25 protein-coding genes are annotated in these 21638 nt (G+C 59.5%); 9 read left to right on the top strand and 16 right to left on the bottom strand.

The window, feature by feature from the left end:
- Window positions 1-29 precede the first annotated feature (29 nt).
- From BKA12_RS12665 to BKA12_RS01160, 4 genes are all read right to left on the bottom strand, one after another.
- Complete coding sequence (locus BKA12_RS12665; RefSeq protein WP_420826500.1) at window positions 30-596, bottom strand: TY-Chap domain-containing protein; 567 nt, start codon at window positions 594-596, stop codon at window positions 30-32.
- 9 nt (window positions 597-605) lie between these two features.
- Window positions 606-1085, bottom strand: a complete 480-nt coding sequence (locus BKA12_RS01170; RefSeq protein ID WP_183640051.1) for a DUF6301 family protein — start codon at window positions 1083-1085, stop codon at window positions 606-608.
- A 78-nt stretch (window positions 1086-1163) separates the two neighbouring features.
- A complete protein-coding gene (locus BKA12_RS01165; protein WP_183640049.1) occupies window positions 1164-1754 on the bottom strand; it encodes a hypothetical protein in 591 nt (196 codons plus the stop codon).
- A gap of 1 nt (window position 1755) precedes the next feature.
- Window positions 1756-2838: an OmpA family protein gene (locus BKA12_RS01160; RefSeq protein ID WP_183640047.1), complete on the bottom strand. Its 1083-nt coding sequence runs from the start codon at window positions 2836-2838 to the stop codon at window positions 1756-1758.
- 133 nt (window positions 2839-2971) lie between these two features.
- Here BKA12_RS01160 and BKA12_RS01155 point away from each other — a divergent pair, with 133 nt between their 5' ends.
- The 4 genes from BKA12_RS01155 (at window position 2972) to BKA12_RS01140 (ending at window position 5359) form a co-directional block, all read left to right on the top strand.
- Window positions 2972-3697, top strand: a complete 726-nt coding sequence (locus tag BKA12_RS01155; protein WP_183640045.1) for a histidine phosphatase family protein — start codon at window positions 2972-2974, stop codon at window positions 3695-3697.
- 9 nt (window positions 3698-3706) lie between these two features.
- Complete coding sequence (locus BKA12_RS01150) at window positions 3707-4258, top strand: DUF3090 domain-containing protein (RefSeq protein WP_183640043.1); 552 nt, start codon at window positions 3707-3709, stop codon at window positions 4256-4258.
- The gene (locus BKA12_RS01145; RefSeq protein WP_183640041.1) at window positions 4258-5025 is read left to right on the top strand and encodes an SCO1664 family protein; all 768 of its coding nucleotides are present in this window, start codon (window positions 4258-4260) and stop codon (window positions 5023-5025) included. The genes BKA12_RS01150 and BKA12_RS01145 overlap by 1 nt, the downstream gene beginning before the upstream one ends.
- Before the next feature lie 184 nt (window positions 5026-5209).
- Window positions 5210-5359, top strand: a complete 150-nt coding sequence (locus BKA12_RS01140; protein ID WP_183640039.1) for a globin family protein — start codon at window positions 5210-5212, stop codon at window positions 5357-5359.
- A 9-nt stretch (window positions 5360-5368) separates the two neighbouring features.
- Here the strand turns inward: BKA12_RS01140 and BKA12_RS01135 are convergent, their stop codons facing one another.
- On the bottom strand, window positions 5369-6670 hold the full coding sequence (locus tag BKA12_RS01135; protein ID WP_183640037.1) for a condensation domain-containing protein: 1302 nt from the start codon (window positions 6668-6670) through the stop codon (window positions 5369-5371).
- Window positions 6671-6783: 113 nt separating this feature from the next.
- Here BKA12_RS01135 and BKA12_RS01130 point away from each other — a divergent pair, with 113 nt between their 5' ends.
- Both BKA12_RS01130 and BKA12_RS01125 read left to right on the top strand, forming a co-directional pair.
- Window positions 6784-7497 (top strand): alpha/beta fold hydrolase, encoded by a 714-nt coding sequence (locus BKA12_RS01130; RefSeq protein WP_338087383.1) that lies wholly within the window; start codon window positions 6784-6786, stop codon window positions 7495-7497.
- Window positions 7498-7559: 62 nt separating this feature from the next.
- Complete coding sequence (locus BKA12_RS01125; protein WP_183640033.1) at window positions 7560-8063, top strand: mycothiol transferase; 504 nt, start codon at window positions 7560-7562, stop codon at window positions 8061-8063.
- Window positions 8064-8191: 128 nt separating this feature from the next.
- On the opposite strand, the gene BKA12_RS01120 is transcribed toward BKA12_RS01125, so the two are convergent.
- The 7 genes from BKA12_RS01120 to ychF all read right to left on the bottom strand — a co-directional run bounded on the left by BKA12_RS01120 (window position 8192) and on the right by ychF (window position 14226).
- Window positions 8192-9013, bottom strand: a complete 822-nt coding sequence (locus BKA12_RS01120) for an alpha/beta fold hydrolase (RefSeq protein ID WP_183640031.1) — start codon at window positions 9011-9013, stop codon at window positions 8192-8194.
- Window positions 9013-9333: a HigA family addiction module antitoxin gene (locus BKA12_RS01115; RefSeq protein ID WP_183640029.1), complete on the bottom strand. Its 321-nt coding sequence runs from the start codon at window positions 9331-9333 to the stop codon at window positions 9013-9015. The genes BKA12_RS01120 and BKA12_RS01115 overlap by 1 nt, the downstream gene beginning before the upstream one ends.
- Before the next feature lie 102 nt (window positions 9334-9435).
- Entirely contained in the window at window positions 9436-9990 is a 555-nt protein-coding gene (locus tag BKA12_RS01110) for a GNAT family N-acetyltransferase (protein ID WP_183640027.1), read from the bottom strand.
- Between the two features lie 127 nt (window positions 9991-10117).
- Complete coding sequence (locus BKA12_RS01105; protein ID WP_183640025.1) at window positions 10118-10321, bottom strand: hypothetical protein; 204 nt, start codon at window positions 10319-10321, stop codon at window positions 10118-10120.
- A gap of 14 nt (window positions 10322-10335) precedes the next feature.
- Entirely contained in the window at window positions 10336-11883 is a 1548-nt protein-coding gene (locus BKA12_RS01100; protein ID WP_183640023.1) for an Abi family protein, read from the bottom strand.
- Between the two features lie 466 nt (window positions 11884-12349).
- A complete protein-coding gene (locus BKA12_RS01095; RefSeq protein WP_183640022.1) occupies window positions 12350-13069 on the bottom strand; it encodes a class I SAM-dependent methyltransferase in 720 nt (239 codons plus the stop codon).
- Window positions 13070-13140: 71 nt separating this feature from the next.
- On the bottom strand, window positions 13141-14226 hold the full coding sequence (ychF, locus tag BKA12_RS01090) for a redox-regulated ATPase YchF (protein ID WP_183640020.1): 1086 nt from the start codon (window positions 14224-14226) through the stop codon (window positions 13141-13143).
- A 72-nt stretch (window positions 14227-14298) separates the two neighbouring features.
- On the opposite strand from ychF, the gene BKA12_RS01085 reads away from it, so the two are divergent.
- On the top strand, window positions 14299-15621 hold the full coding sequence (locus BKA12_RS01085; protein ID WP_183640018.1) for a DNA recombination protein RmuC: 1323 nt from the start codon (window positions 14299-14301) through the stop codon (window positions 15619-15621).
- Window positions 15622-15699: 78 nt separating this feature from the next.
- On the opposite strand, the gene BKA12_RS01080 is transcribed toward BKA12_RS01085, so the two are convergent.
- Window positions 15700-16800, bottom strand: a complete 1101-nt coding sequence (locus tag BKA12_RS01080) for a 4-hydroxy-3-methylbut-2-enyl diphosphate reductase (RefSeq protein ID WP_183640016.1) — start codon at window positions 16798-16800, stop codon at window positions 15700-15702.
- A gap of 28 nt (window positions 16801-16828) precedes the next feature.
- Window positions 16829-17782, bottom strand: a complete 954-nt coding sequence (locus BKA12_RS01075; RefSeq protein ID WP_183640014.1) for a hypothetical protein — start codon at window positions 17780-17782, stop codon at window positions 16829-16831.
- Window positions 17783-17877: 95 nt separating this feature from the next.
- On the opposite strand from BKA12_RS01075, the gene xseA reads away from it, so the two are divergent.
- Both xseA and BKA12_RS01065 read left to right on the top strand, forming a co-directional pair.
- Window positions 17878-19110, top strand: a complete 1233-nt coding sequence (xseA, locus tag BKA12_RS01070) for an exodeoxyribonuclease VII large subunit (RefSeq protein WP_183644352.1) — start codon at window positions 17878-17880, stop codon at window positions 19108-19110.
- Window positions 19100-19345: an exodeoxyribonuclease VII small subunit gene (locus tag BKA12_RS01065; protein ID WP_183640012.1), complete on the top strand. Its 246-nt coding sequence runs from the start codon at window positions 19100-19102 to the stop codon at window positions 19343-19345. Before xseA ends, BKA12_RS01065 begins: the two co-directional genes overlap by 11 nt.
- Before the next feature lie 190 nt (window positions 19346-19535).
- On the opposite strand, the gene BKA12_RS01060 is transcribed toward BKA12_RS01065, so the two are convergent.
- Both BKA12_RS01060 and BKA12_RS01055 read right to left on the bottom strand, forming a co-directional pair.
- On the bottom strand, window positions 19536-20390 hold the full coding sequence (locus BKA12_RS01060; protein WP_183640011.1) for a PPK2 family polyphosphate kinase: 855 nt from the start codon (window positions 20388-20390) through the stop codon (window positions 19536-19538).
- Between the two features lie 2 nt (window positions 20391-20392).
- Window positions 20393-21631, bottom strand: coding sequence for a pyridoxal phosphate-dependent aminotransferase (locus BKA12_RS01055; RefSeq protein ID WP_183640009.1), 1239 nt, complete (start codon window positions 21629-21631; stop codon window positions 20393-20395).
- Between the last annotated feature and the right edge of the window lie 7 nt (window positions 21632-21638).

Below are 21638 nucleotides of genomic sequence, written 5' to 3'. Positions count from 1 at the left end.
GCCTAGTCTTGACCTAAGTAATGCGGAGTTTAGGCTGGCTCTTCAGCTTTGAGACCAAGCTGCGGAAGAAGCAACGGGTTCTCGCCTGGATCCGGTGGAGAGGGCTTTTCGCCGTACTCGTCATCGTCATCCCCGGCGGTCTCTAGCTCCTCATACATCCAGTCGGGCCAAGCTGGTTCTGGATCGCGCCACGCTGCGTAGGCGAGCTGGTCCGGAGACGATACGTTGAAAATTTCGCGCAGGGCCGCCACGCACATGTTTGCAATATGTCTTGCCTGGGCCGTCGTCGCGGGGAGGCCAAGCGACGTCTTCCAGTTGGGTTCTGAGACCGAATACATGCTCCAGCCAAGTTCCAGGAGACGGACTTCGCCAGCTTGGTCTATCTTTGTCTTCAAGGCCCCGCTCTGGTTGTCGACACACTCTGCGGAGACTCTCTCCATATCAGCAGCGAATTGGACGTATGCTCCGGAGGCTTCATCCGAAATAATCAGGAACACTCGATCATCAAGATCACGGATGGTTCGCGTGAGTCGAGTGGTAAATTCTGCCCACTCAGTTGACGGTTCTCTTCTTGTGGATCTTTTCAGCCAGTTCATTTTTGAGCTTTACCAATCGTTGAGATTCTTGAGCGTGGCCACTTCTTCGGGTGTCATGTAGACGGCGGAAACGGTTCTGCGCCGTTCAATACGGATTCCGCCGTGGTCGCCAAAGTCCCAGCGAACACCCGGCGATGGATCTTTCACCAACGCCGCAGGACCCCAGGTGGCCCGTCCTGCGGACACGAATTCAGCGAAAACATCCTTCAGCTGGTCGTCCTGCAGCGGGTCTTCTTTATCGGCAAGCCCAGTAAGGCTGAAGCTGAAACTGGATAGCGGCGTATCCCTGTTGGACATCCCCAAGACCACTTGGATGTTGTCGCCTTGCAGGAATTCTCGAGCGTAGATAAATCCGTTTTCGGCCAGCTCCCACCCGATTCTCGGGGCAAGACGACAAGCCTCAGCTTCACTCATGGGCCACGGCTGGCTCAGCCAAAACTCGAGTTGCCTAATCGCCTGCTCAACGGGCACTCTCTCGAGCGCTTGCATATTGTTCCTCCTCGAATCGATCGGGAATTGATGGGGGTCTCGGGTCAGTTAATGAGTTTCTCCAGGCACTCGCGGCACCTATGGCTCGCGGGTGACGGGGACAGTGATGGGCTTTTCGAAGCCTTCTTGTTTGACGTCGATGCTGGTCACCGATTCATCCAACGGCGGGTAGGCAATAGTGCGCGGCTGTGGAACGCCACGAATGTAGGCGGCGTCCGTGCACATGCACACCGTGTCGCCTTCCCAGTTGATGAAAGTAAGCGGCGAATAGACCTTTTTGCCTGCCTGATCTACAAGAGTAGGCAGGCGTTCCCAGGAATACTCGCCGTATGAGACAAGCATCTTGTCATCTCCGGTGTGCCAAAACGTCAGGATGGTCTCCCGTTTGTTGACTCGAACATCTGAGACGTTGAGAGTGGCGGGTGTCTGGTCCACTTTTCCGTCAAGGCTGCCCTTCACGGCTGGCAAAGTGGCGGATAAAATGGCGGCGCTCTGATCCGTTCCGGCAACGGCACTCGTAGCGGACGAAGACGAGGACGAGGCAGAAGTTTCTGAGGCTGACGCGCTCGCAGTGGTGGGTTGGGGCTTCGCGTCACTTGAGCAACCGGTCACACTGAAAGTCAGTAAGCAGGCAGCTGCTGCTGACAGTGTACTTCTACGGTTCTTCATGTCACTTCTCCCCTTCAAACGTGATGGTGACACGGCGATTCTTCGCTTTGCCCGCTTCCGTGTCGTTGTCAGCGATTGGCTCTTTCTCGCCCTTGCCCGTCGGAATCATGCCGTAATCGGAACCTAGAGCGTGCACCAATGCTTCAGCGACAGCTTTAGCGCGCAGGATCGACAACTCAAGATTGTCAGAATCGGACCCTACGGAGTCTGTATAGCCAGTGACGTTCAGATCTTTCCCACCTTTGCCGCCCTTGATCTTGGCCGCTTTGATCTCTGCTGCGGCCGCTTGGATTGTCGAGTCGGCTTTTGGCGACAGGGTTGCCGAGTCCTTATCAAAGAGCACATCTGTTGCGAGATCGACGGTCCCCTTCGAACGCGTTACGGTTTGCTCAAGGTTTGAAACGCGACTCGTCAACGAGTAAAACGCGGGCTCCGGTGTCTTGGCGTTGGCGAGGAGTTCATCGTTGATTTTCGGCCAACCAAATCCCAAGATGCTTACCTCGTTCTCCTCAGGAGCCACGGGCTCCATTGGACCGTCTTCCACGGGGACGTTAGGAATAATCTGCTCCCCGACCACCACGTCGACTTCTGTCACCTCGGCGGGAAGCGATGCTACGGCGGACCACACCACACCTGCCTGTCCGGGCTTCAATTCGAACAGCGTTTTCTGTTTGGAACACACGCAGCTTTCGAATTTTCCGCCTGGTTCCATTGGTCGGAATATCCGTGTGGCACCGGAGTCGCTGCCGCCGGAATCTACCAGTGCTACGTCACCTTGCTTAGGTCCCACTTTGCGATTGAAGTAGGTGGTGGTGCTCGGGCCCAGATAATTCATCGCGTTGTCGCCGGCTGCATCCTGTGGCAAACCGAGAGACCAGTACACGATGGTTGCCTTGTCGGTGCGTCGAACACCATGCACCGTAAAGACCGCCGGCGAGCCGGACTCGACCGTGCCCAGGCCAAAAGACTGACCCTTGATCGGGATTTCTTCTTGAGCAGTAGTGCTGGTGGGACTCAAGGTGCCCGTGAGCGCCACGGTTGCCGACGTGAGAACTCCAAGCATCGTAGTAACTACTGGCTGCATAACTGCCTTCCCCCGAAGAGTCCCCAAAAGCGAGGCGTCTAGACCATCGAATGGTAATAACCCCACACTAGAACATGATTACTCTAATAGGTCAATCAAACTCTCAAATGCGTGAGGTGACTAGGCTTGATCCATGGGGACAGTCATTCTTGTGCGGCACGGCCGCACCACAGCAAACGCAAAGGGCATTCTTGCCGGCCGCGCCGAGGGCGTCAGCCTCGATGAAACGGGTATGGAGCAGGCGGCTCAAACGGCGAAACGGCTCGCGGATGTCCCGCTTGTTGGCGTCGTGTCGAGTCCCCTAGAACGCTGCCAACAAACGGCAAAGTTCATCCTCGATCGTCAGGCCACGCCAACACAAGCGCCGATCGAACCAGATCTCAACGAGTGCGATTACGGTAACTGGCAAGGACGCTCGCTCAGCGACCTGGCCAGCGAAGCGCTCTGGAAGGTCGTGCAAACGCAACCCTCCGCCGTCGTATTCCCTGGCGGTGAAGCTATGGCCGCAATGCAAGCCCGATCCGTTGCGGCAATCCGGCGTCACGATGCCGCGTTCGAAGCCGAGCACGGCCCAGGCGCGGTGTGGGCTGCAGTGAGCCATGGGGACATCATCAAAGCGATCCTTGCCGATGCTTACGGCATGCACCTTGACCTGTTTCAACGCATCAACGTGGGTCCGGCGTCGGTTTCGATCGTGCATTACGGAAGCAGCCGGCCCAGCGTCTTCGCAACCAACACGGATGCCGGCGATCTTTCGTGGCTCGCTCGGGGCATCAAAACAGGCGACGCGCCCGTTGGCGGCGGAGCTGGGCAACAGTCCGCGAAAACCACAAGCGACGCAGAAACCGCAGGAGACTAAAGTAGAAATATGCCTACCCTCGTTCACGATTTTGACTGGCCGGATCGGTTTGTCGTCGGCACCATCGGCGTTCCTGGAGCGCGAACCTTCTATCTTCAAGTGCGTGCGGGGGCTCAGCTCATCAGCTTCGTCTTGGAAAAGCAGCAGTCGGCGGACTTGGCCGAGAAAATCGATGAGATTCTTGACGAACTCAGAAGCCTCGAAGGCAATCCCTACAGCGTGCCCATCAGCACGCCGATTGAGCTCGTGGACAACGAACCTCTTGAGCCTGCTCACGAGCAATTCCGCATTGGCATCATGAGCCTGGGGTGGGACCCTACGAGCGCCCAGATCATTCTCGAGGCATACCCGGTGACCATCGTTGATGCCGAGGATGAGTTCTCCCTGGAGCAAGACAGCGGTGAAGCCGACGAAGTGTTGCGTGTGCGAATTCCAGTGGGCGCCGCACGAGCGTTTGCCAAGCGCACTCGCGAAGTCGTGGGCGCCGGTCGTCCCGCCTGCCCCCTGTGCGGCTTTCCGATGGATCCGGACGGCCACGTGTGCACCCTCCCCGAGGTCTGATGTCGGAGTCGGACCTGCTGACTGCGGAATTGACGCTCACTGGACGAATTACGACGGCGTCAAACGCCACGTTCCTCGGCCACATCGGCGAAGTGAAAGTGGTTTACAAACCGATCGCTGGCGAAAGTCCGCTGTGGGATTTTCCTGGCGCGATTCTGGCGCACCGCGAAGTGGCAACCTATCTGGTTTCTCAGGTATTCGGCGGCGATGTGGTGCCGCGGACGTGGCTGCGGGACGGCCCCTTCGGCGAAGGAATGGTGCAGCTTTGGCAGGACGAAGACGCCGCGCAGTCCGCCGTTGACCTTGTTGCCGCAGACGTTGTTCCGGAGACCGGCTGGCGGCAGGTCCTCGAAGGCCAAGATGAGAACGGCCGCATGGTGGCATTAGTCCACGAGGACTCCGCGGCGCTGCGCCGCATGGCGGTATTCGATGTCATCGTGAACAACGCCGACCGCAAAGGCGCCCACATTCTTGCTATGCCCACCGGCCACCGGTACGGGGTGGACCACGGCCTTACCTTCCACCGCGATCACAAATTGCGGACGGTGCTGTGGGGTTGGCTCGGCGAACCATTAACTACCGAGGAGCACCACGCCGTAGCTCGAGTCCGCGACGCACTGAGCGGTGAGCTGGGCCAACAGTTGGCGGACTTGCTGACAATTGAGGAAATTGCGTCCCTCGCCGCACGCTGCGAGCGCTTGCGTCAGGAAGGCCAGTTTCCGGCCCCTGCTGGGGACATGCCGGCCGTGCCTTGGCCACTGTTTTAGTCACCTGCCACTCCCTTATACCAGCTCCTTCAACCGTGTTGGCCGCGCGATGGCCTGCCCCAGTTCGCCCTTCATCATCGCTAACGCAAGGGGCGGTCGCCGTCGTACTAGAAAAACGCAACCAACAGGGTGCACCAATTGGATTGCAAGAGGAGTCGCTACGGTTCCCCCCTGGAATGCGAACGTGGACCAGCACTTCGCAGGCGACAAGGCTGATCTCGCTAAAATTCAGGCCACCCGTATTGCCGGGTCAATCCACCGGCGGCTTCAAGGCCGTTCCGGCAACGATTTCGAGTCCCTCAAGACGCGGGCGGCCAACGGTGCGGAATCCTAATTTTTCAAATTACGACGACGGCTCTGCTTCAGCTTCTCTGCGCATTCGCGCGACCAAATCATCAAGCCATGCGCCGACATTACGCCTGGCCTCGAACGTGTCAGGGAATCTGCAACGCAAGTGGATACCGGCATTGTCCGTAATGAACCAGACCATCACGCCGTCGGTTTGAATTGCAGCACTGATGTATTGCGCGTCGATACCCTTCGTATCCACAGATACCGGGAGTCTGCGCATATCAAGCCACGAGACTGCGAACATTCCCGGAACTTCGGGCATTCCGCCCCAAGGTTTCATGATTTCGGCAAGCGGATGAGAGCCGAGTCGCAGCGATTCTTTGACGGCTTTCGCGCAAGCTGCGGGGTCTGGATCCTCAGATTCGAGGACCGAATTAGTGATGAACCACCCCACAGAGTCATGCCACCGGTCTTCATACCGGCTGTGCACGGGGAACACAGCTCGGAGTGCGGTTCCCGCGAGCTCACGAGTAGTGCTGGTCATGGCCGAGATGGTCAGCGCAAGGGCTGAAACGCCGTGTTGCTTGGCCCGCGCCGAGAACTTTTCTAGCCCTTCTCGGCTGAGCACGTCGCGAACCACCACACGCTCCGGCTGGATGGTGGGCTCCCCCAGCGGCAATGGGAAACGAGGCATCGCTCCGCCGCCTGCTTCAATGACTTCCTGCCACCGGCTATGAATTTCCTCAGGTGCGGAAGGGCGTTCGCTCAAGGATTTCGTGTGCTCGGCAAATGCTGGAGCTGCCTCTATTTCTGGTTCGTTGCCTTCGTTGATCTCCGCTAAGGCTTCAAGAAAATCCCTCGCGATAACCAGCATGGACCACATGTCCACATGTGCGTGATCCGCAGCCACAACCAACGTGGGGCCGTCCGCGGTTTCAACCACGCACAAACGGTGCGCCGGGAGTGAAAATGATCGACACCCTTGATCCAATACCGATTGAAGAGCGGCGTTCATGGATTCGCCCGCGGAGATCATATGCTCCGTCCAGTTGCCGTTTCCGAGACTTGCTTCGTGCAACTGCAAAGTGCCGCTCTCACTCTGGGTGAAGACAGTGCGCAACGTTCCGTGGGCGGCTACGACGGTCTCCCATGCCTTCGCCAAGTGCTGCCTGCTCATGGGGGCTGGGAGTCTAAAAACAAGCGCCATCCATGACCCCGGCCGTTCTCCTAGGCTTACGTGTCGCTCTTGATCGAAGGAAATCGGGAGGGGATTGCCGAGGGTTGCTGCCTCAAACTCGTAGCTGAGCAGCGGTCCGAACGGCAAGCTCAGATAGGAGATGTGCGTGAGGCGCATGGTGTTATTGTAAGCGCAATCACAGCACCACCTGAGGCGGCGTTCACATGCACAGATTCGAGGTTCCGGGCGCCAGGATTGCCTGGTCATTTTGTGACGAATCCGGTCATCCCGTGGTCCAATTACACGGCCTCACGTCCAGCCGATCCCGCGATCGAGTGCTGGATCTCGACTTGGGACGGGGACTTTCCGGTACGCGCTTGCTTCGCTACGACGCCCGCGGCCACGGGCACTCGACTGGTCAGCCGAACCCAGACGACTACCGTTGGACCAATTTAGCCGAAGATCTCTTGCGGCTACTCGATTGGTGGTTCCCAAACGAGCAAGTCCACGGGGTTGGGCCGTCGATGGGAACTGGCACCTTGTTGCATGCGGCCGTGAGAGAGCCGGAGCGATTTAGCGGATTTACGTTGTTGCTACCGCCGACCGCTTGGGAGACTCGCTCCGAGAGAGCGATCGATTACAACCGCTCGGCGGAATTCATTGAGAAGCATGGCTTCGATCGCTTTGTAGCGATGAGCCAGAACGCGCCACAACCACCGGCATCCGTGGGCCACCTGGACACTGTTCCGCACATCAACGAAGAGCTTCTTCCATCGGTGTACCGCGGCGCTGCGTTGAGCGATCTACCTCGACCCGAAGACATCGCGGCGCTCAGCCAACCGACGACTATCCTGGCGTGGATCGGGGATCCGGGCCATCCGGTGTCAACGGCTGAGGCGCTTGCATCACTCATGCCGAATTCGACGCTGCAAATCGCATCGACGCCCGAGGATGTCCGGAGCTGGCCGAGTATTTTGGCCGATGATGTTGCTCAGTTTTCATGAGTGCGTAGTTTTGGGTTCGCACACTCATGGCTGAACGTGCATCATCAGGGCACAATGAAGCTATGAACACCCATGACATATTTGCGGACTTTATTCAGCGTCCCATCGACGCCGCTCACAACCTTCCGGAGCTCAGCGCAGATCAGCTAAACGCGCATCCAGCGGAGCATCCCAATTCGATTGCTTGGTTGCTGTGGCACAGCGGGCGCGAAGTCGATGTTCAGCTGGCACATCTTTCTGGCAAGGCTCAAGTGTGGGAGTCCTACCGGAATCTATTTGACCTAGGCGAGTTGGGTGAAACGGTTGGTTACGGCCACACTGCCGAGCAGTCGCAACAGATTCAGGTTTCGGATCAAAAACTTCTCGTCAACTACCTCGAAGCGTCATTGACAGCGCTGGGCGACTATGTAAGCCGACTCTTGGAAACGGAGCTCGATGAGGTAATTGACGCTCGTTGGAACCCTCCGGTCACGCGTGGGGTACGTATCGTGTCAATCATTGACGACGCAATCCAGCATGTTGGGCAAGCGGCTTACGCCGCCGGTGCGCTGACAGCCACTGACTAATTTCACCCTCGCTCCAAATACAGAAATGCCCGAACCGCATGCGGCAGTCCGGGCATTCCCTTCGGTCTAGACCGAAGCGGCATTACACATTGAAACGGAACTCCACCAAGTTCCGGCACGGACCAACCTCAGCGGCCGCTGGGTCGCAACGGCCCGGTCTGATCGCGGGACAGCCAGTGATGGAGCACATCGGTCCACTCGTCGAAGGCGTCAAGGTGGGCGTCATGGCTGCCGTCGGCCAGATCTACTCTCTCCGTTTCGGGCCTGCGCCGGACCAGTTCGTCCTTATCGGCATCGCTGAACATCCCATGCTTTGCGAAGACCGCGAGCGTCGGAACCTGCAGAACCTCCCACTCCTGCCAGCGCGGCTCATGGACGGCCTCGATCGTGCGCTGCATGACCGAGGCATCGAAGCGCGGCACCAGGCCATCATCGGTCTGAAGAAGGTCGGCCACCCAGGCATTGACGATCGCGTCATCACCGAGGAACCCCCGCGCGGCAGCTTCGTCTTCGAACGGCACCGGCCAGGACTCGAAGTAGCTGCCGAGTCCGGCAGCTACTCCCGGATCACCGTTGCCCGCCACGTGCCCTTCCAGCATCACGAGCCCCTCGACCAGGTCTGGCCTCGCCGCCGCGACAAGGAACGCGGTGTGGGCTCCCATCGACTGCCCGACAAGCGTCGCCCGCCGCCCAGCGACGAGTTCCTCAATCACTGCGACGACGTCTCCGACGAAGGCATCGCGCGACAGATCTTCGGGAAGCCGCGTGCTCGCGCCGTGCCCCCGCTGGTCTACGAGCAGCACACGATAGCCCGGTAGCGCATGCGCCGTGGGCAACAGTTCGCGTGAACTCCCCGCGAGGCCGTGCAACAGTACGACGGTGGGGCCATCGCCACCGAGGTCGGTGACCGCGATCCAGACGCCGTCGGGGCGCAGCACTGTGCGGTCCATCACGTCAAGTGCAGTGGCGTAATCGCCGCGACCATGTCGCGCAGGCCTCGACGCTCGAGCCGCAGCTCATGGTTCGACTGTAAGTTCATCCAAAACTCCTCGGACGTGCAGAAGTAGCGCGCGAGCCGGATAGCTGTGTCCTCAGTGATCCCGCGCTTGCCGTGCACGATCTCATTGATCCGGCGCGGGGGCACACCGATCGACACCGCAAGCTTGTTTTGCGTGATCCCGAAACCCTCGATGAAGTCCTCCATCAGGATCTCTCCCGGGTGGATCGTCTCGATCCGATCTGCCTCAGTGGTAGTCGACGAGTTCGACATCTTCCGCACCTCCATCTCTCCAGACGAAGCAGGTCCGGCACTGGGTATTCACGCGGATGCTGTGCTGGCTTCGACGATCGCCAACCAACCTCTTACGACCGATCACCAGGCCCGACCCCGCAGGTCGACCGCACCCACCGACCAATCGGCGATCTCACCCTCAACCGGCAGGATCAGCAACGGCTGGCCGGGCGGGTCTTCGCGAGGTCGGCCAGACGTATCGATCGAACGCTCCTCAGCAGAGATCCGAGTCCAGCCGCACGAGGCGTAGAACGAGACCACCTCTTCGCGACAGCCGAGATACCCAAATGCGACGCCGTTGGCTCCCCTCATCGACTCCGCAACAGCGCTCATGAGCCGACTCCCGACGCGCTCACCCCTCACAGCATCAGAGATCAGCACTCCCCCGACACCGCCGATCTCGATCTCAGCACCGCCGACGGCTATCGTCCGCCTCGCCCAGCCAACATGACCGACGATCTCCCCGCCTCTCCGCGCGATGACATGAAGGGCGTGAGGCACATACCCGCACGGCTTATCGGGGTCCCACTCACCGAAGTCACCCAGGTACTCGGCATCGAAGAGCCGACGCAACTCCTCGAGGTCACTGGACGTCAGTTCCTCGTGCGCAACGATCTCGATCGCGACTTCTGGCATGCTTACAAGTCTACGGACGTCGTCATCGTGCATCTGGTCAAGATCTCGAATCGCAGACGTGCCACTTGCCGACCTCGCGCAGGCCACCCTGAAGAGCCTCGATCAAGCGGAGTTGTAGCTTCAGAGGTTAAACCGCAAAACGAAATTCGACCACGTCGCCGCAGTTAGCGAACGTCTGAAGACTGTCACCTGATGTGCCGGCCACGCACTCGGGCGCGAAGCCGACTTCGATAGCCTCGAGGTCGCCGTACGACTGTCCTTGACCTCGGCCAGCGCCTTCCTCCACCTCGACGCGAGTCAGCTCGCGGATGGGTCGTCGTGCCCCCGGCACTCCGACACGTAGCGTTACTCGCACGCATTGCCCCGGTCAAGGTCGTGCGGCACGACGAAGCTGCGTATGGCGTCCGCCTCGTCGATCGCCGCGGCGAACTCCTCCTCGGTGGCCGAGCTCAGCAGCTCGAGGGGCGATCGGTCCGAGCCGTCCACGCCATGGGGCAGGTCCGGGTGCGGCGTCTGCCACCAGTCCAGTAGCGCCCTGGCGACGTCGGTCGGATCCAAGCCTCCGCAGGACCGGGCGAGCGCCTGGTTGATCTCGGCAAGCGCGTCGATGATCTTCCCGTCGCGGAACTGGAAGGCCGGATAGAACTTCGTCCCTCCGAGCTCGACCTCGATCACGACGTTGTGCTTGAGGTAGGTCCGCAGCAGGCTGCGCTGGGCGGCCTTCTTCGCGCGCGCCGCCTGCGCCGGGGTACGTGTCCGCTCCGCGTCGATCACTTCCGCCCCCGTCAGCGATGCGCGGGTCTCGGCGGCGGTCATGCACTCGGCTCGGTCGAGCAGGCTCGCGGCCATCATCGGTGAGCGGTCGAGCGCGAAGGCCCGATCCCAGATCGGGCTGCTCCTCCAACTGTCAGGGAATCCGAGCTGCTCCATGCCGAAGCCGACGGTGCGGGACTTCTCTTCGACGAAGTCGGCCAGGTCCACGACGTCGCCCTTCTCCGGCGCGATGCTCAGCAGGAGGTGGCGCAATACGAGCAGCACTCCGTAGAGCCTGTTGTTCGTCCCTTCTTCCGCGAGCGACGCGAGCAGGTCGTCGGCGTCCTTTCGAGCCTGCCCCGGCGCGTCGATGAGCACATCGAACGCGCGGTTCCACACACGGCCGTAGTGGGCGCAGATGTTCCGCACGTTCCTGAGGTTGTTGAGCCAGTTCCCGAGAGCGCCGCGATCTCCGTGGCCGTCGGCGGTGCGGACCTGGAACCGTGCCGCGAGGATCTCCTGGTCGGGCTGCAGCATCAGGTCGTAGAGGCTGCTCAGCACTCCGAAGGACATCACTTCTGTCGCGACCCAGATGGGCAGGTGCGGACCGTACTGCTGGCGGAAATGTACGACGAAGTCGCCCCGGGCGCGCTGCTCGTGCCGGTCGTACTCCTCGAGCCACTCGCGGTAGGCGGCGGTCGGCTCGGGCGGCGCGCCGGGATCTTCCTGCCTCGTCGCGCCGAGCGCCCAGGGGTGCCTGTGCGCGAACGCGTCGATCCTGCCGAGCCGGTGGCCAATGAAGAACCGGAAGGCCGTCTCGACGGAACTGAGGACGTCGCCGAGGCGCATGCGCAGCTCGTGGTCGAACTCGTACAGCGAGACCACGTGCGCGAGGCCGGTCCCGGGCACGAACGTGTCCAGGCGGATCTCGCGGTGCTCTTCGTCGAACCGGGGCGCAGGAGGAGCGGGCCGGTCGCGGTAGAGGTGCCAGTAACCCGAGAGCCGGTAGTAGCCGTATCGCTGCAGGACCTCGGCCGCGTAGGCGTTGTCTCCGCAGTCCATGCCGCGCCCGCGCAGCCGGCGGATCTGCTCGGGGACCGTGAGAAACGGCTTGGCGTAGGTGCTGTTCGGGGTCGTCACGTGCGCATCGTCCTAGTGTCCCCGGCACCCGGGGTAGAAAGAGAACAGGCCCGCGTCTCATCTAGAGAAGCGAGCCTGTCGTGTTACTTCGAGGATACGGGTTCCACCTGCGCAGGTCAAACACTGCTCGGTCGCTCAGCGTCGGCAGCTCCGGGCACTGCTTGCCCCGGCCACGACCTCGGTGCTGGAACCAACGCGCTGGTGTAGCGCCCTGGGTTCCGTTAGGGAGGCAGTCGGCTCCTGCGGAGGTTCCGCAGGGGCCGGTTAAAAGCGAAGGTCAGCGCCATTAACGCTCAGCAACTGATGGTAGATCGGAACTCACCCATCGGACCCAAACGGGGGCCGAGAAGAGAAAATCCCTGGTCAGAGACGATTCTTAGACATTGAACCGGAACTCCACCGAGTTCCGGCACGGAGCAACCTCCACTTGCGACGAGGGCAGTCTGCAGAATGTCCCGACTTCGAATCAGACCGCCCGCGCTTCGAAGACCATGACACCCTGGCTGCCGTCGAACACGGTCCGGTCCCAGTCGCCCCATATCGCCGAGACCTCGAAGCTAGCCGATACGAGCTGCTTCATGAGCAGGTCGTCATCGCGGAAGGTCAGAAGCAGATCCTCCTCGACAACCTCCTTCGTCGACTCGAATCTGTTGAAAGATCGAAGCAGAACCTGTCCGTGATCGAGTTCGTCGGCCACACACCACTCGGTGATCTCACCGAACATTGTGTTTCGGGTCGTCGGTTCCTCTGCCGCCCAGATCTCCCAAGCCCGGATGGACGGATTGCGACTCTCGAAGGCAAGGACGCCTCCGTCCGAAGCCAGTCGCCGCAGATCCTTCAGGGTTCTCTCCCACTGTGGATCCGGGATGTGCTGTGCGACGTTCCCTGTCATCACGATCAGGTCAAACGGGCCCTCGGCCACGTCGCTCGAGTAGCCCTCGACCCATGTGACATGGTCTGCCCCCGAGCGCTGACGCGCATACGAGATCATCGTCGGCGACGGATCAACTCCAACGACGTCCCGCCCGTCCGCAAATGACACGGTGAGTATGCCCGTACCGCAGCCGAGGTCGAGGATGCGTTGCGCCCTATGCAGAGAGGCAAGAGACCGGTAGTAATCGTGGTCCGGGCCATCTGGATTGTCCTCGTCGTAAAGATCAATGATCCGCGGATCATAGTCAGTCAAAGAATACTCAGTTCTCTTGTAGGCGATGGGCCATATTCGGCTCTCACTCTACTCGGATAGGCTGGGCCTACCTAGACATTAAACCGGAACTCCACGACGTCTCCATCGCGCATAACGTAGTCCTTGCCTTCCATGCGCGCTTTACCGGCAGAACGCGCGTTGGCAACAGAGCCAACTTCCACAAGGTCGTCGAAGGAAATTACTTCAGCCTTGATGAAGCCGCGCTGGAAATCGGTGTGGATCACGCCGGCAGCCTGTGGGGCCGTCCAGCCCTTCTTGATGGTCCAGGCGCGGGTTTCCTTCGGTCCAGCAGTCAGGTAGGACTGCAAGCCCAAGGTGTCGTAGCCAACGCGGGCCAGCTTCTCGAGGCCGGATTCGTCGTAGCCAGCATCCGCCAACATCTCAGCGGCTTCGTCTTCTTCAAGCTCGGCAAGCTCGGATTCGAACTGGGCGTCCAAGAAGATCGCTTCAGCAGGAGCCACCATGGCGGACAGCTTGGCACGAAGTTCCTCGTTGGCCAGGCCAGCCTCATCCATGTTGAACACGTAGATGAATGGCTTGGAGGTCATGAGCTGCAAGGACGCGATGTCCGCAAGGTCCAGCTTTGCTGCGGCAGCGCCTGCGTACAACGTCTTGCCGGATTCCAGCACGGACTGCGCGAGCTTCACGTTGTCAATGAAGGAGGCTTCGATCTTCTTTGCGCGAAGTTCCTTTTCCAGACGTGGAAGCTGGTTTTCGATGGTCTGAAGGTCCGCGAGGATCAGCTCGGTTGCGATCGTCTCGATGTCAGATTCCGGGTCAACCTTGCCGTCAACGTGCACTACGTCGCTGTCTTCGAACGCGCGGGTGACCTGGCAGATGGCGTCTGCTTCGCGGATGTTGGCCAAGAACTTGTTGCCGAGGCCTTCGCCTTCGGAAGCGCCCTTGACGATGCCGGCGATGTCCACGAAGGACACGGTCGCGGGCAAGATGCGCTCAGAACCGAAGATTCCGGCGAGCACCTTCAAGCGGGCATCCGGCAGTGGCACTACACCAACGTTCGGCTCGATAGTTGCGAACGGGTAGTTCGCAGCGAGCACTTGGGCGCGCGTCAGCGCGTTGAAGAGGGTCGATTTACCAACGTTGGGAAGTCCCACGATTCCAATAGTTAAAGCCACGGGAGTCAATTCTACCCGCCTTGCGGAGCGTTGCAGTTCTAAGTGTCGGCAGCGACTGGCACAGTGGATGCCATGAACGATTTCACTTGGCTTTTTGTCCTCTGCGCGTTGCTGGTCGGCTTCCTCGTGGGCGGAGCGGCGGTAGCCGTCTATTCTCGGCGCGCGTACGGCCCGCAGCTGGAGGACTTGCGCCACGGATTGTTCGTGGAGCAGCAGAAAGTTGGGGATTTGCAGGCTCTCAACGCGGGGTACGACGCCGAAGCTCGCCTCCTGCGCGAACGCTGCAGTGAGTACGAATTGCGTGAGGAAAAAGCTAGCGTGCGTCAGGAGCAGGATCATTCAGTGCTGCGTGCGCTTGCGCCGGTTGCCGAGCAGCTGCAGCGCGTTCAGCTACAGGTTGGCCAGTTGGAACGCGACCGGGCCGCTCAGTTCGGTCAGTTGAGCGAGCAGTTGGCACGAGCAGCAACTCAAGACGCCGAATTGCTCAAGAGCACAGCTCAGCTCACGGGCGCATTGAAGTCCGGTCAGGTTCGTGGCACGTGGGGCGAAGTTCAGCTCAAGCGTATCGTAGAGGCCGCTGGCATGTTGCCTCATGTCGATTTCCGCGAACAGGTGGTCACGGATCAGGGACAGCGCCCTGACATGGTCGTCACATTGCCTGGCGGAAAGTCCATCATTGTGGATTCCAAGGTGCCGCTGGATGCGTATCTGCGAGCGCAGGATGTCGATCCTTTGAGCTCTGCAGAAGCTGCAGAGCAGTACTCGGCTCTGCTAGCTCAGCATTCAAAGGCTCTCCGCGCTCACGTCGATACTTTGGCGTCTAAGTCCTATTGGTCAGCCCTTCCGGGCAGCCCAGAGTTGGTCGTCTGCTTCTTGCCGGCAGAATCGTTCTTGTCCGCGGCCATTCAGCAGGACGCAGGCTTGCTAGAACACGCTTTCTCGAAGTCCGTCATCCTTGCTTCCCCCGCATCGCTCCTTGCCGTGTTGAAGGGCCTTGCCGTGGCCTGGCGTCAGGAACTGCTCACCGAAAATGCTCGCGAACTCTTCGAACAGACGCAAACGCTTTATGACCGTCTCGGCACCATGGGCACCCACATCAATCAGTTGGGCCGCTCGCTAAAGTCCAGCGTGGAAAAGTACAACTCGTTCGTCGGCGCCATGGAGTCTCGTGTACTGCCTTCAGTTCGCCGCATCCAGGATTTGGATCCAGGGCTGGGCACGCCGTCGTCCAAGTCATCCGAGGATCGTCAGGCCATCTTGAAGATGTCCCCGCTAGAGAATGCACCCCGTCCTCTGACTGCCACCGAGCTCATTGAAGAGCGACACCTTCAGGACAACGCTTCCCGCAGCTTCGCGCAACGAAACAGCGAAGGCGGCCTCTCAGAGACCGCCTAAGTTGAAGTGATGCCGGTTGAAGACTAAGAACTCCCGTGAGCTAGCCACGAAGATCGGGCCGAGCACACCGGAGCTCCTTTAGTTTCCGGTGCCTGGCCTGACGTTGCGTCCTCCCAAGGAGCGCGATTCGTCGCCGCGCTCTTTGAGCGTTGCACGAATTTCCTTTGGCAAGGAGAACAGGATGTCCTCTTCGGCCGTGACAACCTCGGACACGTCGCCGTAGCCGTAGTCGGCCAACAAGCGGGTGACGTCCTGAACCAAGATCTCGGGAACCGAAGCACCAGAGGTCAAGCCAACGGTGCCGACACCGGCCAACCAGTTCTCATCAACCTGATGCGCGTAGTCCACGCGGTAGGCGGCCTTCGCTCCATACTCGAGTGCGACCTCAACAAGGCGCACAGAGTTGGAGGAGTTTGCGGATCCCACCACGATGACCAGATCAGCCTGCGGGGCGATCTTCTTGATAGCCGCCTGACGGTTGCTAGTCGCGTAGCAAATGTCGTCGCTTGGTGGATCCTGAAGGTTCGGGAAACGCTCGCGAAGAATGTTCACGATTTCCATGGTCTCGTCCACGGAGAGCGTGGTCTGGGACAACCAAATGAGTTTGTCAGGGTTCTTGACCTGAACGGTACGTGCCTCAGCCGGGTTGTTCACGATCGTCGTGCTCTCCGGCGCTTCGCCGTACGTGCCTTCGACTTCTTCGTGATCTTCGTGGCCAATCAAGAGAATTTCATTATCATTTTTGGCAAAACGAACGGCTTCGCGGTGAACCTTCGTCACCAGCGGGCACGTCGCGTCGATCGTGCGGAGACCGCGGTCTTCGGCAGACTGCACCACGGCGGGACTCACGCCGTGTGCCGAGAAGATGAGAAGTTCACCCTCTGGCACTTCGTCAGTCTCGTCAACAAAGATCGCACCGCGCTCTTCCAACGTGGAAACCACGTGCTTGTTGTGAACAATCTGCTTACGCACATAAACAGGAGCACCGTAGTGCTCAAGGGCCTTCTCCACGGCGATGACCGCACGGTCAACACCAGCGCAGTAGCCACGAGGAGCAGCAAGCAGCACCCTCTTCTCCCCATTCACCGGTGCGGCGGCTTCAATCTCAGCGCGAGATTTGCGCTGGCGGGGCACGGCCGGAAGCGGCAGCGAAACAGGAGTGGAAGTTGAGGTGGTCATGCCGTCCAGTTTACCGGGACAACGTAGCTTACCGGCGGCTACGTGATGTAAGCATCAGAAGTAGCAAGAACACGGCGCCAACAATGGCTCCAATGAGACCCGCGTTCCACAACCATTCGGCCCGAATATCGAGATGGCCAGCTAGCCCTGCCAAGAGTCGATCACGCACGACTGACGCAAAAGGATCGAGCTGACCGCCAAGACCAATCGCATCGCCGCCTGCCCGCGCATCAGAAGCCCACATAGCCACTACTCTCGAGAGGATCAACAGCACCGCGGCGCCCACAAGGACGGAAACAGCCCGGCCTCTCCCCCGCCCGAAGAACACTCCAACGAGTAACAGCACGCCTGCCGCCACGTACAGCCACAGCCACTGTCGCGATACGGCGAGCCACCAGGCCATAGTGCGCGGGGAAACAACGTGAGGATCAGGAAGATTCAGCGGAATCTCCACGGCACCACCATTACGGAGACCATCAAGAACGCTGGAGAGGCCTACGGGACGCAACAGATCGTCGAGCTTTTGAATACCCAGAGCTGCAAAGGGCCGAGCTTCTAGAACCAACGTCGGTCCAGCAATATCAGCTGCACCGAAGTTTGGGGCTGGAACGCTGATCTCCCCGCTATTCATCATTGCGAGTCGGGTCACATAGGAAGAACGAGTCTCGTCGATGGACTGGTGCCAAGCATCCCGAAAACCAGGATCAGACAAAGCGCCAGTGAGCACCGAGTCCATTCCTTCACGTAGGGAGTCCTTCAGGAAATCGGGAATGAGGTCTTGGAGACTTCCTTGATCGAAGGCGGCACCGAGGATCTTTTCTTGAAGGAGGTTCACCACGTTCTTATCGTCGGCAAGGGCTCCCACGATCTCGCGAGCAGGTTCTGGCTGATCAGCGAGAGTTTGTACGTAGTGGAGCATGACGCCCGCCGACATACAGATCGCGGCAAGAGCGCAGCACAGTGCGCTGACGATGTTCCGCAATATTTTCCTCCTCGCCCGGATATCCCGAAACCAGACTGCCACACTGATAGAAATAGTGGGTGACCGAATTCCCTACTGAACCACCGAGCGCTTCCATGCCGGAACGCGCGAGTGAGACCACGCCAGAGTCACCGTGGCCGTTGCGTGTGCTGTCCGAAAACCTCAAGCGCTACTTTGAGCGCGCGCCTGAAGCATGGATTGAAGGCCAGCTCATCGAAGCGAACGTTCGCGGCGGCCACGCGTATCTGACCATGCGCGACCTCGATGTCGAATACTCGTTGAGTTTGACGGTGTGGAGTTCTGTGCTCCGCGGCCTGGATGCGAAACCAGAAGTCGGTTCGCGAGTGGTCGCCCGTGTGAAGCCGAGTTTCTGGCTGAAGAACGGCCGGCTCAGCATGAACGCGCTGGACATCAAGCCGGTGGGCATAGGTGACCTCATGGTCCGCCTTGAAAAGCTCCGCAAAGCACTCTTTGACGAGGGCCTCTTCGCTCCTGAACGTAAGCAGCCGCTCCCCTTCTTGCCACAGCGCATCGGTCTCATCACCGGACGAGATTCTGACGCGGAAAAAGACGTCATCAAGAACGCCACCCTCAGATGGCCCGGGGTCAAATTCGAGATTCGCTACTCAGCCGTTCAGGGCGTCAACGCCGTCTCACAAGTCATTGCAGCGCTCAAGGACCTGGACAACAACCCTGATGTCGATGTCATCGTGATTGCCCGCGGTGGCGGTTCTTTTGAGGATCTCTTCCCGTTCAGCGACGAGCAGCTGGTCCGCGCCGTAGCCGCTGCCCAGACGCCGGTAGTCAGCGCCATCGGTCATGAAGCTGACCGTCCCATCCTGGACGACGTCGCTGACCTACGTGCCTCCACGCCAACGGATGCCGCAAAGCGCATCGTGCCGGACTTCCACGAAGAAAAGTCCCGAATTGATCAGGCTCGTGAGCGCATGGAATACGCGATCACCCGATTTGTAGACAGAGAGCTGAAGAACCTCGAGAGCCTCCGTACACGGCCAGTTCTCGCTGCGCCCGAAGGCATGGTGACGGTCCGCAAAGAAGACCTGCTCCGTTACAGGGAACGTTCGTATTCAGCGATGACGCACCGTCTGCGCCGAGAAGTGGACGCCATCCATCACTTCAAGACCCAAGTCCGCGCCTTGTCTCCTCAAAAGACGTTGGACCGCGGATACTCAGTTGTCCAAAAGGCAGACGACCTGTCGATTGTCCGCCAGCCTGCTGAAGCCCCAGCTGGCACACCACTTTTCATCCGCCTCGCTGGCGGAAAGATCGCAGCCATGAGCGAAGGAGAAATCGCAGATGCCAACTAAAGACACCGGTGAGGCAAAGAACGCCGACATCGCGTCCCTCAGCTACGAACAAGCCCGCGAAGAGCTTGTGGCGGTCGTGTCACAGCTTGAGGCCGGCGGCACTAGCTTGGAGCAGTCGCTCGCTCTCTGGGAACGCGGCGAAGCCCTCGCGCAGCGGTGTGAGGCTTGGCTAGCGGGAGCTCAAGAACGCATCGAGCAGGCCCGCCAAGCATCAGCCCAAAACCCAGAAGACTAGACCAGCCTTTACGCCAGGTCCTCGTCCTGCCCTTCAGCAGGCCTCGATCCTCCCTTTACGCAGGCCCTAGTGTTGCCCCTTCAGAAGGCGCCAAGTCGCTAGTTCCTTCACAGAACATGAGAGAAACCAGGAGCGCCCCAGAAGTAGGTCTGATTTCTGAGGCCGGCCTCTGGGGCGCAATTCAAGTGAATTAGCTCGCGGCGAGCTTCTTCTTTTCTTCTTCCACGTCAAAATCCGCTGGCGGCCACGTGGGATTGATTTCCTTGAGCGCGTTGAGCAGCAGGCGCTGAACGGCCACGCGGGCGTACCATTTCTTGTTTGCAGGCACTACATACCACGGCGAATCGTTGAGATCCGTCTGGCGAAGAGCAATCTGGTACGCCTCTTGGAACTGATCCCAGAGGCCGCGGTCCTCGAGGTCGCCCGGGTTGTACTTCCAGTACTTGTCCGGCCGTTCCAGCCGTTCCATCAAACGTGCTCCCTGCTCCTCACGCGAAATGTGGAGCATGACCTTGATGACGCGCGTGCCCTGAGCCACGAGATCACGCTCAAAGTCCTTGATGGCCCCGTAGCGACGCGTGATCTCTTCTTGCGGCGACAAGCCCTTGACGCGGTGCACCAAGACGTCCTCATAGTGGGAACGGTCAAAGACACCGATGATGCCTGGGCCAGGAAGCTGCTTCTCGATGCGCCAGAGGAAGTCTTGCTTCTTCTCTTCATCTGTAGGTGCCTTGAACGCATGATGTTCAATGCCCTGCGGATCAACGGCGCCAACAACGTGCCGCACAATGCCACCCTTGCCGGCGGTGTCCATCGCCTGCAACACCAACAGAATACGGTCCGGAGCACCTTCGCGAGATGCCGCGAACAAACGCTCCTGAAGCTCCGAAAGCTCAACGGCCTCGGCGGCCAACAGCGCTTGACCGTCGGCTTTCTTTCCGTTGAATCCTGGAGTGGAGTTTGGATCAATGGAAGACAAGTCCACCGATCGTCCTGCCCGCAAGAGCGGGGTGGGATCCTCTACAAATCCTGTCTTCTTAGCCATGATTAATCCGTTCCGTAGCGTTGCCGGTAATTTTCCAAGAATTCTGCAATACGGCTGAGGGCCTCTTCAAGCATGTCCACGCTCGGCAACGTGACAAGCCGGAAGTGATCGTGGTTCTTCCAGTTAAATCCAGTGCCCTGCGTGACCAGAATCCGCTGCTCTTGCAAGAGCTCCAAAGCGAACTGCTCGTCGTCCTCGATCGGATAGATCTCGGGGTCAAGCTTCGGGAACAAGTACATCGCGCCCATTGCTTGCTTTACGGAGACACCCGGGATGTCGTTGAGCATCTTGTGGGACAGGTTGCGCTGGTCCAACAAACGTCCGCCAGGCAAAATCAAGTCGTTGATGGACTGGTACCCACCTAGTGCAGTCTGAATCGCATGCTGTGCCGGAACATTCGCGCATAAACGCATGTTCGTGAGCATATTCAGGCCCTCGATGTAGCTCTTCGCGTGGAACTTCGGTCCGGAAATTGCCATCCATCCGGCGCGGAAGCCGCACACACGGTATGCCTTGGACAAACCGGAGAAAGTCAAGGTGAGCACATCGTCATTGAGCGCTGCAACGTTGTAGTGCACAGCGTCGTCGTACAGGATCTTCTCGTAGATTTCGTCAGCGAAAACCACCAACTTGTGACGGAAGGCAATCTCCAACATTCCCTCGAGAATGTGCTTGGGGTACACAGCGCCCGTGGGGTTGTTGGGGTTGATGATGACAATGCCCTTGGTGCGCTCAGTGACCAGCGACTCGATTTCCTCGAGGTCAGGCAGCCATCCCTCTTCTTCCACACACGTGTAGTGGACAGGGTTACCACCGGCGAGGGACACGGATGCGGTCCACAACGGGTAGTCGGGCGATGGAATCAGAACTTCGTCGCCATTGTTGAGCAGCGCGTTGAGGCTCAACGTGATGAGCTCAGAAACTCCATTGCCCAAGTAGATGTCATCAACGGAGATCGTCTGGATGCCGCGCGTTTGGTAGTACTGAGACACGGCCGTGCGTGCGGACAGAATGCCGCGTGAATCCGAGTAACCCTGCGCTTGCGGCAGGTTGCGGATCATGTCCACCAAAATGGCATCCGGCGCTTCAAAACCAAAAGGCGCTGGGTTACCAATGTTGAGCTTGAGGATCGAGTGACCCTCGGCCTCCATGCGCTGCGCTTGCTCCAACACGGGGCCGCGAATGTCATACAAGACGTTCGATAGTTTGTCTGATTTTTGGTACCGGCCAGCGTTGCTCATTCGACTA

It is taken from the genome of Neomicrococcus lactis, assembly GCF_014200305.1.
Lineage (GTDB): Bacteria > Actinomycetota > Actinomycetes > Actinomycetales > Micrococcaceae > Neomicrococcus > Neomicrococcus lactis.
The sequence above is the reverse complement of the archived record's forward strand: the minus strand, read 5'-3'. Positions and strand labels throughout refer to the sequence as shown.

Bases quoted from the DNA above. Each gene is read 5' to 3' on its own strand.
- BKA12_RS12665 (WP_420826500.1), bottom strand. From the start codon at position 596: ATGAACTGGCTGAAAAGATCCACAAGAAGAGAACCGTCAACTGAGTGG.
- BKA12_RS01170 (WP_183640051.1), bottom strand. From the start codon at position 1,085: ATGCAAGCGCTCGAGAGAGTGCCCGTTGAGCAGGCGATTAGGCAACTC.
- BKA12_RS01165 (WP_183640049.1), bottom strand. From the start codon at position 1,754: ATGAAGAACCGTAGAAGTACACTGTCAGCAGCAGCTGCCTGCTTACTG.
- BKA12_RS01160 (WP_183640047.1), bottom strand. From the start codon at position 2,838: ATGCAGCCAGTAGTTACTACGATGCTTGGAGTTCTCACGTCGGCAACC.
- BKA12_RS01155 (WP_183640045.1), top strand. From the start codon at position 2,972: ATGGGGACAGTCATTCTTGTGCGGCACGGCCGCACCACAGCAAACGCA.
- BKA12_RS01150 (WP_183640043.1), top strand. From the start codon at position 3,707: ATGCCTACCCTCGTTCACGATTTTGACTGGCCGGATCGGTTTGTCGTC.
- BKA12_RS01145 (WP_183640041.1), top strand. From the start codon at position 4,258: ATGTCGGAGTCGGACCTGCTGACTGCGGAATTGACGCTCACTGGACGA.
- BKA12_RS01135 (WP_183640037.1), bottom strand. From the start codon at position 6,670: ATGCGCCTCACGCACATCTCCTATCTGAGCTTGCCGTTCGGACCGCTG.
- BKA12_RS01125 (WP_183640033.1), top strand. From the start codon at position 7,560: ATGAACACCCATGACATATTTGCGGACTTTATTCAGCGTCCCATCGAC.
- BKA12_RS01120 (WP_183640031.1), bottom strand. From the start codon at position 9,013: ATGGACCGCACAGTGCTGCGCCCCGACGGCGTCTGGATCGCGGTCACC.
- BKA12_RS01115 (WP_183640029.1), bottom strand. From the start codon at position 9,333: ATGTCGAACTCGTCGACTACCACTGAGGCAGATCGGATCGAGACGATC.
- BKA12_RS01110 (WP_183640027.1), bottom strand. From the start codon at position 9,990: ATGCCAGAAGTCGCGATCGAGATCGTTGCGCACGAGGAACTGACGTCC.
- BKA12_RS01085 (WP_183640018.1), top strand. From the start codon at position 14,299: ATGAACGATTTCACTTGGCTTTTTGTCCTCTGCGCGTTGCTGGTCGGC.
- BKA12_RS01080 (WP_183640016.1), bottom strand. From the start codon at position 16,800: ATGACCACCTCAACTTCCACTCCTGTTTCGCTGCCGCTTCCGGCCGTG.
- xseA (WP_183644352.1), top strand. From the start codon at position 17,878: ATGCCGGAACGCGCGAGTGAGACCACGCCAGAGTCACCGTGGCCGTTG.
- BKA12_RS01065 (WP_183640012.1), top strand. From the start codon at position 19,100: ATGCCAACTAAAGACACCGGTGAGGCAAAGAACGCCGACATCGCGTCC.
- BKA12_RS01060 (WP_183640011.1), bottom strand. From the start codon at position 20,390: ATGGCTAAGAAGACAGGATTTGTAGAGGATCCCACCCCGCTCTTGCGG.
- BKA12_RS01055 (WP_183640009.1), bottom strand. From the start codon at position 21,631: ATGAGCAACGCTGGCCGGTACCAAAAATCAGACAAACTATCGAACGTC.